The 15,280-nt window shown below is 61.5% G+C and carries 18 protein-coding genes and 1 pseudogene; 10 read left to right on the plus strand and 9 right to left on the minus strand.

All coding sequences use genetic code 11. From position 1 onward, the window contains the following. Positions 1 to 11 precede the first annotated feature (11 nt). The 6 genes and pseudogenes from gatA to GRAN_RS04680 form a co-directional block, all read left to right on the plus strand. On the plus strand, positions 12 to 1,463 hold the full coding sequence (gatA, locus tag GRAN_RS04655; RefSeq protein WP_128912964.1) for an Asp-tRNA(Asn)/Glu-tRNA(Gln) amidotransferase subunit GatA: 1,452 nt from the start codon (positions 12 to 14) through the stop codon (positions 1,461 to 1,463). Between the two features lie 115 nt (positions 1,464 to 1,578). Next, entirely contained in the window at positions 1,579 to 2,070 is a 492-nt protein-coding gene (locus GRAN_RS04660; protein WP_128911808.1) for a hypothetical protein, read from the plus strand. A 34-nt stretch (positions 2,071 to 2,104) separates the two neighbouring features. Beyond that, positions 2,105 to 2,602: an OmpA family protein gene (locus tag GRAN_RS04665; RefSeq protein ID WP_128911809.1), complete on the plus strand. Its 498-nt coding sequence runs from the start codon at positions 2,105 to 2,107 to the stop codon at positions 2,600 to 2,602. A gap of 145 nt (positions 2,603 to 2,747) precedes the next feature. Beyond that, positions 2,748 to 4,439 (plus strand): MFS transporter, encoded by a 1,692-nt coding sequence (locus GRAN_RS04670; protein ID WP_128911810.1) that lies wholly within the window; start codon positions 2,748 to 2,750, stop codon positions 4,437 to 4,439. A 35-nt stretch (positions 4,440 to 4,474) separates the two neighbouring features. Continuing rightward, positions 4,475 to 4,846, plus strand: a complete 372-nt coding sequence (locus GRAN_RS04675) for a VOC family protein (RefSeq protein WP_128911811.1) — start codon at positions 4,475 to 4,477, stop codon at positions 4,844 to 4,846. Positions 4,847 to 4,988: 142 nt separating this feature from the next. Further along, positions 4,989 to 6,176: pseudogene (locus tag GRAN_RS04680) on the plus strand (DHA2 family efflux MFS transporter permease subunit); the annotation flags it as partial. 180 nt (positions 6,177 to 6,356) lie between these two features. Here the strand turns inward: GRAN_RS04680 and GRAN_RS04685 are convergent. The 3 genes from GRAN_RS04685 to GRAN_RS04695 are packed head-to-tail and all read right to left on the minus strand — an operon-like array spanning position 6,357 to position 8,109. Then, positions 6,357 to 7,082 carry a Crp/Fnr family transcriptional regulator gene (locus GRAN_RS04685; protein ID WP_128911812.1) on the minus strand — a complete coding sequence of 242 codons (726 nt, stop codon included), beginning with the start codon at positions 7,080 to 7,082 and terminating at the stop codon, positions 6,357 to 6,359. A 43-nt stretch (positions 7,083 to 7,125) separates the two neighbouring features. After that, complete coding sequence (locus GRAN_RS04690) at positions 7,126 to 7,602, minus strand: hypothetical protein (RefSeq protein WP_128911813.1); 477 nt, start codon at positions 7,600 to 7,602, stop codon at positions 7,126 to 7,128. A gap of 33 nt (positions 7,603 to 7,635) precedes the next feature. Then, a complete protein-coding gene (locus GRAN_RS04695) occupies positions 7,636 to 8,109 on the minus strand; it encodes a YraN family protein (RefSeq protein ID WP_241654333.1) in 474 nt (157 codons plus the stop codon). 191 nt (positions 8,110 to 8,300) lie between these two features. Between GRAN_RS04695 and GRAN_RS04700 the strand changes: the two genes are divergently transcribed. Next, complete coding sequence (locus GRAN_RS04700) at positions 8,301 to 9,962, plus strand: CTP synthase (protein ID WP_128911815.1); 1,662 nt, start codon at positions 8,301 to 8,303, stop codon at positions 9,960 to 9,962. 449 nt (positions 9,963 to 10,411) lie between these two features. Here the strand turns inward: GRAN_RS04700 and GRAN_RS04705 are convergent, their stop codons facing one another. The 6 genes from GRAN_RS04705 to GRAN_RS25395 form a co-directional block, all read right to left on the minus strand. Further along, the gene (locus tag GRAN_RS04705; RefSeq protein ID WP_128911816.1) at positions 10,412 to 10,684 is read right to left on the minus strand and encodes a hypothetical protein; all 273 of its coding nucleotides are present in this window, start codon (positions 10,682 to 10,684) and stop codon (positions 10,412 to 10,414) included. A gap of 759 nt (positions 10,685 to 11,443) precedes the next feature. Beyond that, positions 11,444 to 11,695 (minus strand): type II toxin-antitoxin system RelE/ParE family toxin, encoded by a 252-nt coding sequence (locus GRAN_RS04710; RefSeq protein ID WP_128911817.1) that lies wholly within the window; start codon positions 11,693 to 11,695, stop codon positions 11,444 to 11,446. Then, positions 11,692 to 11,961, minus strand: a complete 270-nt coding sequence (locus GRAN_RS04715) for a type II toxin-antitoxin system ParD family antitoxin (protein ID WP_128911818.1) — start codon at positions 11,959 to 11,961, stop codon at positions 11,692 to 11,694. The genes GRAN_RS04710 and GRAN_RS04715 overlap by 4 nt, the downstream gene beginning before the upstream one ends. Positions 11,962 to 12,066: 105 nt before the next feature. Continuing rightward, positions 12,067 to 12,492, minus strand: coding sequence for a DUF2442 domain-containing protein (locus tag GRAN_RS04720; protein ID WP_128911819.1), 426 nt, complete (start codon positions 12,490 to 12,492; stop codon positions 12,067 to 12,069). Continuing rightward, positions 12,479 to 12,727, minus strand: coding sequence for a DUF4160 domain-containing protein (locus GRAN_RS26910; protein ID WP_128911820.1), 249 nt, complete (start codon positions 12,725 to 12,727; stop codon positions 12,479 to 12,481). Before GRAN_RS26910 ends, GRAN_RS04720 begins: the two co-directional genes overlap by 14 nt. 52 nt (positions 12,728 to 12,779) lie before the next feature. Then, entirely contained in the window at positions 12,780 to 12,935 is a 156-nt protein-coding gene (locus GRAN_RS25395) for a hypothetical protein (protein ID WP_161570836.1), read from the minus strand. Between the two features lie 122 nt (positions 12,936 to 13,057). Between GRAN_RS25395 and GRAN_RS04730 the strand changes: the two genes are divergently transcribed. The 3 genes from GRAN_RS04730 to GRAN_RS04740 all read left to right on the plus strand — a co-directional run bounded on the left by GRAN_RS04730 (position 13,058) and on the right by GRAN_RS04740 (position 15,261). Continuing rightward, positions 13,058 to 13,717 (plus strand): DUF4230 domain-containing protein, encoded by a 660-nt coding sequence (locus GRAN_RS04730; RefSeq protein WP_128911821.1) that lies wholly within the window; start codon positions 13,058 to 13,060, stop codon positions 13,715 to 13,717. 80 nt (positions 13,718 to 13,797) lie between these two features. After that, positions 13,798 to 14,148 carry a hypothetical protein gene (locus GRAN_RS04735; protein WP_128911822.1) on the plus strand — a complete coding sequence of 117 codons (351 nt, stop codon included), beginning with the start codon at positions 13,798 to 13,800 and terminating at the stop codon, positions 14,146 to 14,148. Between the two features lie 69 nt (positions 14,149 to 14,217). Then, positions 14,218 to 15,261: an ACP S-malonyltransferase gene (locus tag GRAN_RS04740; RefSeq protein ID WP_128911823.1), complete on the plus strand. Its 1,044-nt coding sequence runs from the start codon at positions 14,218 to 14,220 to the stop codon at positions 15,259 to 15,261. Positions 15,262 to 15,280 lie beyond the last annotated feature (19 nt).

Here is a 15,280-nt window from a genome sequence, read left to right on the forward strand (position 1 = left end):
TGAAGACAGAAATGGAAGCATGGACGATCGACGCCGTGCGCGGCGCGGTTGCCGCAGGATCCACGACCGCGACGTCCGTCGCCGAAGAACACTACACCCGCATCGCCAAGACCGACGGGCCCCACGGCAAGGACATTCACAGCTTCCTCGCCCTCACCCGCGAGCGCGCTCTCGCGCAGGCCGCCCGTATCGACGCCATGGCCGCAAAGGGCGAACCGCTGCCCCCGCTCGCCGGCGTCCCCATCGGCATCAAGGACGTCCTCGCCACCCAGGGCGCTCCCTCGACTGCTGGCTCACTCATCCTCAAGGGCTACACACCCCCATACGACGCCACCGTCGTCAAGAAGCTCGAAGCCGCCGGCGCCGTCATCCTCGGCAAGCTAAATTGTGACGAGTTCGCCATGGGTTCCTCGAACGAGAACTCCGCCTACGGTCCCGTCCGCAACCCCCGCGCGCTCGACCGCGTCCCCGGCGGCTCGAGTGGTGGTTCCGCCGCAGCCGTCGCCGCGAACTTCGCCGTCGCCACGCTCGGCACCGACACCGGCGGCTCCATCCGCCAGCCTGCCGCCTTCTGCGGCGTCGTCGGCCTCCTGCCCACTTACGGACGCGTCTCCCGCTACGGCCTCATCGCCTTTGCCTCCTCGCTCGACCGGGTCGGCCCCTTCACCCGCACCGTCCGCGACACCGCGACCATGCTTCAGGTCCTCGCCGGCGAAGACCCCCTCGACGCCACCAGCGCCGATATCCCCGTAGCCGACTACCTCACCGATCTCGACAAGCCCGTCACCGGCCTCCGCGTCGGCGTCCCCGAAGAGTACTTCGGCGAAGGCCTCGACCCCGAGATCCGCACCGCTATCGAGACTGTCATCGCCGGCCTCGAAAAAGACGGCTGCACCGTCACGAAAGTCAGCCTCCCCCACACTCGCCACGCCATCCCGACCTACTACGTTATCGCCACCGCCGAGGCCTCCTCGAACCTCTCCCGCTTCGACGGCGTTCGCTTTGGCCTCCGCGCCCCCGAATCCAACACCCTCTCCTCCATGTTCCGCAAGACCCGAGACGAGGGCTTCGGAGCCGAGGTCAAGCGCCGTATCCTGCTCGGAACCTACGCCCTCAGCGCCGGATACTACGACGCCTACTACGCCAAGGCCCAGCAGGTCCGCACGCTCCTCACCCGCGACTTCCTCAACGCATTTCAGAGCTGCGACATCCTCGTAGCTCCCATGACTCCGACGCCACCCTTCAAGATCGGCGAAAAGTCTGACGACCCCGTCGCCATGTACCTCGCCGACATCTACTCCGTCGCCGCAAGCCTCGCGGGCATCTGTGGTATCTCGGTCCCATGCGGAGAAACCAAGTCAGGCCTACCCATCGGCGTTCAACTCATGGGCCGCCACTTCGACGAGGCCACCCTTCTGCGCGTCGCACAAGCCGTTGAGAAAGCCCAGAAACCCACGGCGTAGCACCTGTTCGCCGCCGCAACCCTTTTCCGCTAAGCTCGTTTCAGCATGCCCACGCCCCCATGCGTGGGCATCCTTTGCTTCAGCGCGTGCCTCTCACCGAGAAGGGTGGATCGAAATGGCAGAAGACTTCACGACAACGACCATGATCTGCATGTTTCATAGCGCCGAATCAGCTCAGGCTGCGGTAGTGGATCTTCTCGCCCTGGGCCTCTCGGAGAGTGAGATCGCCGTCGTAGGCGACGCCCGCACCGAACTCACCGGCTCAACCCCGACCTCGACTCTTCAGGCAATGCGCGTCCCCGAGGGCGACATCTCCATGCTCATCGACGGCCTGCGCGACGGCGGCACCGTCGTCGCCGTCATGGCTCCCGAAGTCCTCGCCGATCGCATCGAAGACATCTTTCAGGATCAGAGCGCTGCCAAGGTCACTGAGCGCGTCATCGAGACCAATGCCGCCTATCCCGAGGTTACCGGCCAATTCGTCAACCCGGAGAAGCTGCATCTCGACACCACCGGGCACAACCGTCTCGACATCGAGTCCGGCACCGAAGAGGAAGCCGAAGAAGAGCCAATCGATGCCATCGATCCGCTGAACCGCGTCGATTAAGGCAAGGAACAAACGAGCACGGGAGACGCAGCGCATGGCGGTAGAACGGATCAGGATCTACAAGGAAAAGAAGCGGCTCGGCCCGTGGTTCCTGATGATTCCGCTGATCCTCCTGATCGCCTTCGTGGCGTATTTCCTCGCGCGCCACACCTCTGGCGTTCAATCGGCCGCGGCATCCCCCGGCAAGACCTCCAGCTACCTCCCCGACCTCGGCGTCGTCTACTTCGATCCCAGCCAGCCCACGTTAACAGCCGACGGTCAGGCCACCCTCGACCGCGCCGCCGACGCCATGCACGGCAATCCCAACGTGCGTCTCCGCCTCGAAGGCTACGCCGACACCCCGAAGCGCGCCCCACACAAAGCCACCCTGCCTCAGCAGCGAACGCTCGCCGTCGGACGCTATCTCGAGTCCAAGGGCATCGATCACACGCGCATCGCCGGTGGTACCTTCAGCCAGCCTGCGGCCAACAATGCTGAGTCCGTCGACACCGCGAGCGGCGATGGCCGCCGCGTCGAACTCTTCGTCCGCTAGACCCCCATAACTACACGCCGTATCACGAAACTCCGGCATCCCGCTGGATCGTTTCACTATGGTGTAATGCAGGGGCAGGCTCCCACCCTCGAACACCTTTGCCTCACCTTGCCCTTTTAGTCTCACCACACTCTGGAGCGTACGAATGATTGCAGATAAGTTCAGCACCGCTGGATACAACCGGTTTCTCATCACTATCGCTGGCTTCGGTGGCCTGCTCTATGGAATCGACATCGGCATCATCTCCGCGGCGCTCCTCTATCTCAGCAAGACCATCAACCTCTCCGTCGAACAGACTTCGTTCATCGTCGCCGCTGTCCTCGGCGGATCCATGGTCTCCTCGCTCATCGCCGGTCTTCTCGCCGACTGGCTCGGACGACGCCGCATGATGATCCTGAGTGGCTTCATGTTCGTCGCCAGCGTCGCCCTCATCGTCATCTCTCAGAGCTTCACCCTGCTCTTTGTCGGCCGCCTCTTGCAGGGTATGAGCGGCGGAGTCATCGCCGTCGTCATCCCCCTCTACCTCGCCGAAACCCTCGGAGCCAACACCCGCGGCAAGGGCACCGGCATCTTCCAGCTCATGCTGACCATCGGCATCGTTATCGCCTCGGTCGCGGGCTTCCTCTACACTCAGCAGGCCGAGACCGCCATCGCCGCTGCTCATGGCAATGCCGCCCTCATCCGCGCCGCCCAGGACCACGCCTGGCGTGGCATGTTCCTCTCCATGGTCTACCCCGGACTCTTCTTCTTCCTCGGAACCTTCCTCCTCGTCGAGACACCCCGCTGGCTCTTCCGTCAGGGACGCAAGGCTGAAGCCCTCGCCAACCTCCGTCGCCTCTCCCCACCCGACGAAGCCGAAAAGCAGCTCCGCGAGATGGAAACCCTCGCCAACGAAAACACCGCCAGCCAGTCCACCGGCGGAGCCGGCTCCCTGCTCCAGAAGAAGTACGTCATCCCGTTCCTTCTCGCCTGCTTTGTCCTGGCCTCCAACCAGACCACTGGCATCAACTCCGTCCTCAGCTTCCTTGTCGTCATCCTCAAGCAGGCCGGCATGACCGCAAGCCACGCTACCCAGGGCGACGTCGCCGTCAAGGTCCTCAACTGCATCATGACCGTCATCGGCGTCTCCCTCGTCGACAAGAAGGGCCGCAAGTTCCTCCTCAAACTCGGAACCGGGGGCGTCGTCATCTCCCTCCTCACCGGTGCCTTCCTCTTCCACACCTTCGAGTCGCAGCGCATCGACGTCCGCGACAAAGTCCAGGCCGCCGCAGCCAACGACGCCGTCACCATGCCCGTCACCGAGTCCACCCTCGGCCCCGCACTCGAAGGCCGTCCCATGGCCCTCACCGTCCTCTACACCTACGGCGACGGAGACCGGGTCGCCACCGCCATCAACACCGACGTCGACAACACCCTCAAGGTCGCCCCTCTCGACGAGGAGACCGGCCACCCCCTCACCATCAAGCGCGCCTCCTACGGCCCCGTCGCCGCCGAGAAGACCGGCTGGTTCATCACCCTCTGCCTCGCCCTATTCATCGCTTCCTACGCCGTCGGCCCCGGCGTCGTCGTGTGGCTCGCTCTCTCCGAGCTCATGCCTACGCGCATCCGCTCCACCGGCATGGGTATCGCGCTCCTTCTCAATCAGGGCGCCTCCACCGCCATCGCCGCCGTCTTCCTTCCCGTCGTCGGCAACTACGGCTTCTACGCCATGTTCCTCTTCTGGGCCATCTGCACCATGGCCTACTTCCTCGTAGCCACCTTCTTCATGCCCGAGACCAAGGGCCGCACCCTCGAAGAGATCGAAGAGCACTTCGAGGGCAAGCGTAAACTCGCCTGACCAGTACCAGAACCAGCTCGCAAGGAGGAAACGCCATGCTGTCCGATCACCCGCTCATTGGCTTTATCCCCACCACCGACGCCGAACGTTCCAAGGCCTTCTACGTCGACGTCCTCAAGCTCAAGTTCGTCGCCGACGACCACTTCGCCCTCGTCGTCGCCACCAATTCCTCCACCATCCGGATCGTCCGCATGCAGGAGTTCACCCCCGCCCAGGGCACCATCCTCGGCTGGGAAGTCCCCGACCTGCCGATGGAGGTCGCCTCTCTCACCGAAGCCGGCATCACCTTCGAGCGATACGGCTTCCTCGAACACGACGCGCTCGGCATCTGGACCACACCGTCCGGAAGCAAAGTCGCCTGGTTCAAAGATCCCGACGGCAACGTTCTCTCCCTCTCGCAACACTAGCCAGGAGGAGAACAGCGGCACCGGCAGGAAAGCATCGTATAGACTGGACAGAAGGTGAGGACACCCTCACCTTTGGAGTCGAACGTTGCCTACTAAGACCGCGAAGCAAGTCCACGCGAACGTCGTCCTCGCCATCTGCTGCATGAGCCTTCTTCTCGTCGGCATGGACGTGACGATCGTCAACGTCGCTCTCCCCGCCATCCAGCATGATCTCCACGCCAGGATCGCCGATCTTCAGTGGGTTCTCGACGCCTATACCCTCGTCGTCGCCAGCCTTCTTATGTTCTCCGGATCGATGTCCGACCGTTACGGGCGCAGGCGCGTCTTTCAGATCGGCCTCACCCTCTTCTGCGCAGGCTCGCTGGCGTGCAGCCTCGCCCACAGCATCGTCCAGCTCATCCTGTTCCGAGCCATGCAGGGCCTTGGCGCCTCGATGCTCAACCCCGTGGCTCTCTCCATCATCGCCAACGTCTTCCCTGAACCGAAAGATCGAGCGCGCGCGGTCGGAGTCTGGGGAGCCGTCGCCGGCATCTCGCTCGCCCTCGGCCCCGTCATCGGCGGCGCACTGACTCAGGCCATCGGCTGGCGCGCCATCTTCTGGATCAACCTGCCCATCGGCCTAACCGCTATACTCCTCGCCGCGAAGTTCGTGCCGGAATCCAAGGCACCGCGCGCCCGCAGATTCGATCCCGTAGGTCAGGCCCTTGTCTTCATCTGCCTCACGGCCCTCACCTACGGCGTGATCGAAGGCCCGCACTCCGGTTGGACCTCACCCTCCATCCTCGGCCTCTTCACCGTCGCTGCGATCTCCCTCGCCGCATTTCTCTCCTACGAACCGCGCCGCACCGATCCACTCATCGACCTGAGATTCTTCCGCAGCATCCCTTTCAGCAGCGCTGCGGTTTTGGGAGTTCTGGCCTTCTCTTCCTTCGCCGGATTCCTCTTTCTCAACGCCCTTTACCTGCAGCAGATCCGCGGATTTTCCGCCTTTCACACCGGCCTCGACACGCTTCCCCTCGCCGTCGCGATGTTCATTTCGTCGCCGCTCTCCGGCCGGATGGTCGGTAGCTACGGGCCGCGTCCGTCCGTCATGATCGCCGGTGTCGGCTTCCTGCTGAGCACGCTCATCCTCACCGGAATCAACCCAGGCACACCGATCGCTCTCTTGATGCTCGCCTACGCGCTCTTCGGAATCGGCCTCGGCATGGTCAATCCGGCCATCACCAATAACGCGGTCGCCGGAATGCCACTCACCCAGGCAGGTGTTGCCGCCGCCATCGCCTCTACAAGCCGCCAGGTCGGTGCCGCCCTCGGGGTAGCCATCGCCGGAACGGTCGTAGCGGCGAGCCGGGCCGACGATACCGACTTCTCCCGCGCGACCCATCCCATCTGGTGGCTCATGACCGCATCAGGCTCCGTCATTCTGATCGTCGGTTGGGTATCCACCACGCCCTGGGCCCGCGCAACGACCAACAAGGTCGCAATCCGTAAGCCGGGCAGGCCTTCCGCCCTAAATCGTCTGCTCAGCCAGAATCCCGCTATCGAACTCTGTGTAATTATCCAGATGATCCTTGATGATCCGATAACACTCGCACGACCGCCTCTCGAGCTTTTCGACATCGAGAATCCGAATGAGCCCGCGCGAATAGTCGATCAGAGCTTCTTCCTTTAGAAGCCCCGCCGCCACGGAAACAGAGGGCCGCGTACTCCCAAGCATGTCCGCGATGTACTCCTGCGACAGCCTGAACGTATTGCTATGCGCCCGGTCGGCGCAAAGCAGGAGCCAGCGCGCAAGCCTCTGCTCAATCCGATGCTTCGCATTGCATCCGGCCGACTGCATCGCTTGTAGGAGTTGAGCCTGCACATAGCGCAGCGCAAGCGACTGAAAGAGTTGCCCTAGGCCGAACTCCCTCCGCGCCGCCTCTAGCGAACACGAAAAGCCGCGCCCTTCGATCTGCGTGTACACCCGGTTCAGACTGCGCTTCGTTCCCATGAGCCCGGAGACGCCGATCACCCCTTCGTACCCGAACATCCCCACCTCGACCTGCGATCCGTCGCTGAAGGTGTTCGTCATCGAAGCCATTCCCTCTTCGAGGAAGAAAAGATGTTCGATTGAATGTCCCGGGGACTCGATCTCATGCCCGAGCTCGAAGATAATCGGACGCAACTGCAGACGTGCGATCGAGTCCGCATCGAGGGTTCTTAGAAGAGAGTTCTTGTAAGCAATCGTGCGCACGAGAACCTCATTCCCAATGACCGGAGTAGGCTTGATCGTACGCCTAGTACTGCAGTTCCAACGGGAAATAGCTCAAGGTTCCATCTTTCTTTTGATACTTCAAGAAGAGTTTCTTCCGGCTGTCATTGACCGTCGCCGCCACCACGACCCCAGTATCATCCCGTTTCGATACATCGACATGGAAGGTTTTGATCGGCCCTTTCCAGTCGCTCTCCGTCGTCCAATCCTCGGTAAATCGCGAGAGCGGATAGTCCTTGTGGGCATCCGGATGCTTCTGCCAGTCAGGATCGTTCCACCAGATTCCGTAAGCCTTGGCATAATCCCCAGCTTGCAATGTCTCCAGGAAAACACTCACCTTGTGCTCGACCGGGAGGTTCATAAACAGCCATCCGTGACCTGAGATGAAGCCTGCGACCGACAACAGGGCGATGAGCAGGATCGCAATCCCCGAGCCAACGAGGACATTCCGCTTCTTCGCCTCACGGGATGCGTTGTACTCCGGGGCGTTGAGCAAAGTCATCGTAGTCTCCTAGTCATTTCCAAACCAAGACTATTAGACACCGAACCCACGCCATCGGTTCCCCGATTCCTCCGCCCGCCCTTCGACCCAGCCAAAAGCATTCTCCAGAACCTCAAACTCGGGCTCCGACGCCGTCAGGTAAACCGATAGCACGTCGAACCGAGTCGCCATCTCCCCGCGCCCCGGCTCATCGAACGACTTTAGATACACCCGCGCCAGCTTCCGAAGCTGCACGCGCTTCTCTCTGTCGACCGCAACCTCAGCCGCATACGCATCGCGTGCCGTCCTCGTCTTCACCTCGACAAAGCAAAGCGTATCCCCTTTCCACCCAATCAGATCCACATCCCCTCGCACCTTCGCCGTAGCCCACCGCCGCGCCACAACCGTATACCCCAGCCGCCGCAACTCGAACAGCGCTTCCCGCTCACCAACCAACCCCGTCTGCAGGTGCGCCGGAAGCTTCGCCCCCTTACCAAGCCGCCGTGCCAGCGTGTCCAGGCGCTGCAATCCCCATCGTTCTATCCGCGGCACAGGCCGCGCCGCCAACCGGTCCAGAACCATGCCGCAGATCATAGTCCACCCGTAACCCGTTTGAAAGCCCTACGTTCCAACCCCCATTGCTTCCCCCGCCCGACCCTGCGATACTTAACCGTGCCTACACCGCACAAAATTCCTGAACATCTGAAGAGGTCGCGGACATGTCTGCAAAGTACATCTTTGTAACGGGCGGCGTCGTGTCTTCGCTGGGAAAAGGTCTCGCAGCCGCATCGATCGGCTGCCTTCTCGAAGCACGAGGCATCAAGGTCAATCTCATGAAGTTTGACCCCTATCTGAACGTCGACCCCGGAACCATGTCGCCGTTTCAGCACGGAGAGGTCTTCGTCACCGACGACGGCGCCGAAACCGACCTCGATCTCGGCCACTACGAGCGCTTCACCCACGCGAAACTCACGCGCGATAACAACCTCACCACCGGACGCATCTACGAGCAGATCATCACCAAGGAGCGCCGCGGCGACTACCTCGGCAAGACCGTCCAGGTCATCCCCCACGTCACCAACGAGATCAAGAACGCCATGCGCAAGGTCGCGGCGGACTGCGACGTAGCTCTCGTCGAAATCGGCGGCACCGTAGGCGACATTGAGTCCCTGCCCTTCCTCGAAGCCATCCGCCAGATGCGCCAGGAGCTCGGCCGCGACAACACCTGCTTCGTCCACATGACCCTCGTCCCGTGGATCGCCGCCGCCCAGGAGCTGAAAACCAAGCCCACCCAGCACTCCGTCAAGGAGATGCTCTCCATCGGCATCCAGCCAGACATCCTCCTCTGCCGCGCCGACCGCGCCGTCCCCCGCGAGATGCGCTCGAAGATTGCCGCCTTCTGCAACGTCGAAGAAAAAGCCGTCATCATCGCCCGCGACGTCCCCAGCATCTACGAAGTCCCCCTCAACCTCGCCGAGCAGGGCGTCGACGCTCTCGCCCTCAAGTACCTCCGCATCGACACCCACGATGCCAATCTCTCCAAGTGGCAGGACATCGTCCACCGCGCCTACAATCCGCAGGACGACGTCTCCATCGCTATCGTCGGCAAGTACGTCGAGTACGAAGACTCCTACAAGAGCCTCAAGGAAGCCCTCGTCCACGGAGCCCTCTCCCACAACCTCAAGCTCAAGGTCACCTGGATCGAAGCCGAAGGCCTTGAAACCCGCGGCGAAGACGGTCGCCGCAACAACGACTTCTACACTCAACTCGAAGGCTTCGACGGCATCCTCGTCCCCGGCGGCTTCGGCAAGCGCGGCATCGAGGGCATGCTCAACGCCATCCGCTATGCCCGCGAGCACAAGGTCCCGTACTTCGGCATCTGCCTCGGCATGCAGACCGCATGCATCGAATACGCAAGAAACGTTTGCGGTTTAAAGGACGCCAACTCCGGCGAGTTCGACCCCGCCACCCCCCACCGCATCATCTACAAGCTCCGCGAACTCACCGGCGTCGAAGAGATGGGCGGAACCATGCGTCTCGGAGCCTGGGCCTGCGTCCTCGAACCCGGCTCCCTCGCCGCAAAAGCCTACGGCACGACGGAGATCTCAGAACGCCACCGCCACCGTTACGAATTCAACCGCGAGTACGAGGCCATCCTCACCGGAGCCGGCCTACGCCTCACCGGCACCACCCCCGACGCCACCTACGTCGAGATCGTCGAAATCCCTGGCCACCCCTTCTTCCTAGGCTGCCAGTTCCACCCCGAGTTCAAATCCAAGCCCTTGGAGCCCCACCCGTTATTCCGCGACTTCGTAGGAGCCGCCTACAAGAACCGCCGCACCGTAGAAGCCACCGAATCCGCCGACATGCTGGTCGAGTAACCCTCAGAGCCTCAAAGTATGCCAGCTTCCGTAACAATCGTCTTGCTTAAGGGCACGGGTTCACCCGTGCCGCAAGCGCCTCACCCACGCCGCGGCTTCAGCCTCTGAGATACGCTTTCCTGCTGTATCCCGAAGCTACAGCTGTCGTACTATTACCCACGACAACCGGAGCTGTCGTGGGTGACCGCAGATCTGCGCGGCGGTTGCTCTATGATTCGTGACAATGAGACGCGTCGGTCGATTCTCGCTTGCCTTGATCTGTTCGCTCGCTGCACTTGCAGGAGCCTTTTATCTCGGTTCCCTGTTCTTGATGCTATTTGACTCCAACTACCATGATGGAGTCGCTGCGGTGGGAGGAGTAATCATCGGCCTTGTAGTGGCGGTTGTCGTTTTCAAGACGGTTGCGAAGAAGCTGACGGCTGGAGCGTAAGTCTTCCTGAAAAGGCCCCTCAATCGATCCGCTTTAAAGCACTCTCCCATATTGATCCAGCACGATACGGTCCATCACCGTCAGCATCGAGCTGGGGTTCGTCGAACCAAACCCAATAAACTGTGTTGACCCCGAGGCTGCTAGTTTCCTGTCTCGAAATGTCTCCATCCCAAGGTCCACTTAACGCAGTGATCTCTCCAGGGGGAATCGAGATCGCTCCTGTGGCTCCCTTGGCCCAGAAGAAATCCTCTGAAACCCTAACCTTGTCTCCAGGTGCAAACGAAATGTTCACCTAATCGCTCCTCACGCATTGCATCAAGCCTCAGATTCTATGCGTGCACAGGAAGGAACTCGCCTCATACGATTGCGACGAAGGATCGGCGAGGTGTGGGCTCGTCCGCTGCCGCAAATTCCAGAAGTAGGCAGGTACAGCCGCTGAAAAGCTCATTCAACCGGCTGACCGTGACCTCTGAGGACACACTCCACGGCTCTGAATAGGGCTCAAACAGATAGAGCGATGGCGGCGACCAATCAATCTGCGTGGCCAAGTCTTCAATCGACGCGGGAGGCGTCTCACTTGACTCGGACGTTAGAGAGCACATCAACGCTAAGACTTTGTCCGGCGCAATGCGACTGCGGCTTTCACGAGCGAGCTTGATCGCCTCGGAGCTTCCGTCCACCCAAGTCTCACGTTCTTTCCACTCAGGGGCAATTGTGTCTACGTGAAGATCATCTAGCCTCTCGATTCCGCCAGTATCGAGGACCATTTGCATCCATCCGTCGATTACGTTAACCCGATCAACCAATGCCGCCCCCTTCAAGTCTCGATGTTAGCGTTACAAGCGACCCGTAAACTGGCTTCGGCTATCTTGTTACCCCTGAAACGGACGTTTCAGGAGGTTCCGAGATCGCATGAGCAGATCAATTCCCGATCTACTCATCCTGAAGCACAGCCGCGACATGCCGCCCAGGTCGCGGCTGTCGTGCAGAACACGCAACACTGCAACCTGAGAACCATTCACCTGGCACACCAGAAAGTGCCTGAGAGTCATTACTTTCTGGCCGGTACCCGATCACGGCTGCCTACGAGGTGATAGCTATAGAGACCAGCCAGCAACTCCGGCCGCGCCCTCGCACCCGGACGAAAAGGGTCTTCGCTAAGATCGATCAAGGCCTGCGCAATCAGTGTCTCGTAGCGATCCGCCGCCGCCTCTCCGAAGTTCGCGCCACTCCAAGCCATAATTTCGATAAAGTCCCTGTCCGCATCGGCAGAAAGCGCGACTTCATAGACAGCCTTACTCACGAACGAGCACGCAACCCACGCGAGTGTTGCCTGATCGAGTCAGGGCCAGAAAGTGTCACGAATTCGCCACGTTCAATCGATTCGATACCTTCCTGCGCCGCCCCGCGCAGCCGCGCAATCTTCGCAAGGTCCTCGGCCTCCCGCTGCTGCATCATGCGCAACCCTTCGCGCACGACTTCACTCGCATTGCTGTAGCGGCCATCCTCCACTCCTGAAGCCACGAAGCTATCAAGGGTATCGGTGAGATAGAGATTGCGTGTCGGCATGCCGGATTTCCTCAATCTGTGAGGGTAGGGCTTTTATGGCAGAATCAGCCATAAAATTTGCAAGCCACTGACCCAGTGAGATTCCGACCCACTGACTCTGAAATTCTATTGAGCAACCACAGCAGCTTCCTCTTGCTTCGGGCGACCGCCCTTCTTCCCATTCTCCCGCGCGGCCATTGTCTTTGCTGCGCTTCTGGACCTGCCACCTCGCATCCCCATGCGGCTCGCCATCCACCGCTCAGAACCGAAGACGCCTTCGAGCAACGCCGGCAGGTAAAGGTCAGCATCAAGCCTCGGAAAGTGGAGCCCATAGCCAGAGGGAGAGATCTCAATCTCGGCAAGCTGTTCAGCCGTGGCATGCTCCAACCCCTCCGCATCCCGGGGAGAGAAGAAGATGCCAAGATTCGAGCTAAGCTGAACCACAACGCGTCGAATGTGACGGTCATATTTGGCAGACACTGCCTTGGGAACTCTGGACTCCAGTTCCTTTGCCCGCTCGTTCGCCTTCGCAAATTCCTCACGCGTAACCATGGATCCCCTCCCAGACGCGGCAGAGCGGTGGCACATGCTCTCCGAGCGCCTTCTGAATTGCGTTCAACTCGTGCCGTGCGAAGCCAAAGTTCTCACGAAGGCTGGCCGGTCCCTCAGGACAGTTAAGCTCGAAGATGGCCTCTTTTCCACTCCCGATCAAATGAACGTGCGCTGGCCTATGGTCGTTCGGATAGATGACGATGCGAAGACCGGCAAGCCGCAGAACGGTAGGCACCTATTGAGTATAGCAACCCAAACGCTTGGGTTATCGCTTGAGCGATCGAACACTAAACCGATCGGTCGCCCGGCTCGGGCTGAACATCGCGCATCAGCATCTTCTGGACTGCCTGCACGATCAGCGCCCGCAACGTAGTCCTCTCACGCGCGGCAAGCACCTTCAACTGCTGGTGAAGCGCATCGGGGATATCCACAGTCACGCGCATGCCTCAAACTACTACTCTCTTTTACCGCTTCTCCTGGTATTCCCCATCTAAGATCCAAACCGGGAAAGTGGTTCCCACGCATCCCGTATCCTGTAGAAACAACCCATCGAATCGAGCCACACATGACCACGCAGTACGACTACAACCGATCCTCCAGCGGCGGCGGCTTCTTCGTCTTCCTCCTCGCCCTCGTCATCGGCGCGACCGCCCTCGGCGTCTTCGTCCACAACGCCACCTCCGGCCCCCTCGGACGCGTCGCCTCCCTCATCACCGGCCGTACCACCACCTTCGACACCTCCGTCCCCGCCGTCGTCGAGAAGATCCAGCGTCTCAGCCGCCTCGAGTCCGTCGTCTATTCGCTCGACACCGTCGTCGAAGGCGTCCACTCCAGCCCCATCTTCCCCGACCTCCTCGCCGGCGACCGCATCCTCCTCATCGTCCACGGCCAGTCCATCGCCGGCATCGATCTCGCCAAGCTCAAGCCCGAAGACGTCCGCATCGACGAGACCGGACACGGCCGTTCTATCCACGTCACCCTCCCCGCCTCCGAGGTCTTCGTCACCAACCTCGACAACCAGCACAGCCGCGTCTACGCCCGCTCCACCGGCCTCCTCGTTCCCGTCGACCAGAACCTCGAGTCCGATACCCGCGCCAAGGCTCAGGACCAGCTCGGCAAGGCCGCGCTCGCCGACGGCATCCTCGACACCGCCCGCAAGAACGCCCGCGCCACCGTCACCACGCTCCTCTACTCCCTCGGTTTTACCCAGGTGGATGTCGTTTAGAACACTCACCGTCCCGTATCAGAACACTCCCCCGAAAGGTTGAGAGCCGGTCACCGGCAGCGTGCGTTATCATGCAACCCATGAAGTCCCTCTTCCCATTCCGCCTCTTTGCCAGCGCGCCGGAAGACAGTGAAGTCCTCCCCTCGGCCCTACTCGATCCCGCCGCACAGGCCTTCCCTGCTCCCAATCCTCTCCCCTCCGTCACCGACAGCACCCCGACCCTCTTCACCGATTCTGAGGAAGATTCGCAGCCCCAATCCGCCCTGCTCAAGACCATCGGCTGGATTTCGGCGGGCATGGGTGCCCTCGCGCTCGGCGTCATCGTCGGCCGCGAGTTGCGTATCCGTTACAAGTTCAATCGACGCACGCCGTACGACTTCTACGAGCACGCCGGCGACGAGCACGATCTCGAATTCGGAGTCGGAATTTAACCAAGCCCTCCGCCGCCCGTAACAAGGCGGCGGGCCAGGCCGCCTTCCGCTGGTTTACCATCGAAGGCGATGACCACTGCTCCGATTCTGACCGACGCAGCCCTGAAGTTAGCTCTCCTCTTTCCCGGACAAGGGTCCCAGGTCGTAGGCATGGGACGCGACCTCTATGATCGCTTCCCCACCGCCCGCGCCGTCTTTGAAGAGGCCGACGACGCCCTCGGCTTCGCCCTCTCGAAGGTCATCTTCGACGGTCCGGCGGAGGAACTCAACCTCACCGAGCACACCCAGCCCGCCATCCTCACCGTCTCCGTCGCCGCCTATCGCGTCTTCGCCCAGTCAGGCATCACACCCGCCTTCGCCGCCGGACACTCCCTGGGCGAATACTCCGCGCACGTCGCTGCCGGAACGTTCACCTTCGCCGAAGCCGTCAAGGCCGTCCGCAACCGCGGCCGCTTCATGCAGGAAGCCGTCCCCGCCGGCGAGGGAGCCATGGCCGCCATCCTCGGCCTGCCCTACGCCCAGATCAACGATATCTGCGCCCAGGTCATGGACGAAGCACTTGAAGAGCCCGGAGTCGATATCACCCCGAGCGAGTCGCACGCCGAGCGCTCCATCGTCGCCAAGGCTGTCGTCTCCCCGGCCAACCTGAACTCACCCGACCAGACCGTCATCTCCGGAGCCAAAGCCCCCGTCGATCGCGCCATCGAGCTCTGCAAGGAAGCCGGAGCCAAGCGCACCGTTCTCCTCCAGGTCAGCGCGCCCTTCCACTGCAAGCTCATGCAGCCCGCGCAGGAGCGCCTCGCCAACCATCTCGAGAGCGTCTCATTCCATGACCCCGACTTCCCTATCGCCTGCAACGTCGACGCTCGCCTCATCACCCGCGCCCCCGACACCCGCGACTGCCTCATCCGCCAGGTCACCGGCTCCGTCCGCTGGGTCGAGTGCATCCAGCTCCTCGTCGCCCAGGGCGCAACCCACTTCGTCGAAGTTGGCCCCGGCAAGGTCCTCAACGGACTCATGCGCCAGATCGACCGCAGCCAGAAGATCGCCAACGTCGAAGATGCCGCCTCGCTCGAAAAAGCCCTGGCCTTCCTCTCGCAACCCGTCAGCTAAACACCTTCACCACAGAAAG

This window comes from Granulicella sibirica (assembly GCF_004115155.1).
Lineage (GTDB): Bacteria > Acidobacteriota > Terriglobia > Terriglobales > Acidobacteriaceae > Edaphobacter > Edaphobacter sibiricus.

Coding starts and splice junctions, on each gene's coding strand:
- gatA (WP_128912964.1), top strand. CDS start 12: ATGGAAGCATGGACGATCGACGCCGTGCGCGGCGCGGTTGCCGCAGGA.
- GRAN_RS04660 (WP_128911808.1), top strand. CDS start 1,579: ATGGCAGAAGACTTCACGACAACGACCATGATCTGCATGTTTCATAGC.
- GRAN_RS04665 (WP_128911809.1), top strand. CDS start 2,105: ATGGCGGTAGAACGGATCAGGATCTACAAGGAAAAGAAGCGGCTCGGC.
- GRAN_RS04670 (WP_128911810.1), top strand. CDS start 2,748: ATGATTGCAGATAAGTTCAGCACCGCTGGATACAACCGGTTTCTCATC.
- GRAN_RS04675 (WP_128911811.1), top strand. CDS start 4,475: ATGCTGTCCGATCACCCGCTCATTGGCTTTATCCCCACCACCGACGCC.
- GRAN_RS04690 (WP_128911813.1), bottom strand. CDS start 7,602: ATGACTTTGCTCAACGCCCCGGAGTACAACGCATCCCGTGAGGCGAAG.
- GRAN_RS04700 (WP_128911815.1), top strand. CDS start 8,301: ATGTCTGCAAAGTACATCTTTGTAACGGGCGGCGTCGTGTCTTCGCTG.
- GRAN_RS04715 (WP_128911818.1), bottom strand. CDS start 11,961: ATGCCGACACGCAATCTCTATCTCACCGATACCCTTGATAGCTTCGTG.
- GRAN_RS04720 (WP_128911819.1), bottom strand. CDS start 12,492: ATGGTTACGCGTGAGGAATTTGCGAAGGCGAACGAGCGGGCAAAGGAA.
- GRAN_RS25395 (WP_161570836.1), bottom strand. CDS start 12,935: ATGCGCGTGACTGTGGATATCCCCGATGCGCTTCACCAGCAGTTGAAG.
- GRAN_RS04730 (WP_128911821.1), top strand. CDS start 13,058: ATGACCACGCAGTACGACTACAACCGATCCTCCAGCGGCGGCGGCTTC.
- GRAN_RS04735 (WP_128911822.1), top strand. CDS start 13,798: ATGAAGTCCCTCTTCCCATTCCGCCTCTTTGCCAGCGCGCCGGAAGAC.
- GRAN_RS04740 (WP_128911823.1), top strand. CDS start 14,218: ATGACCACTGCTCCGATTCTGACCGACGCAGCCCTGAAGTTAGCTCTC.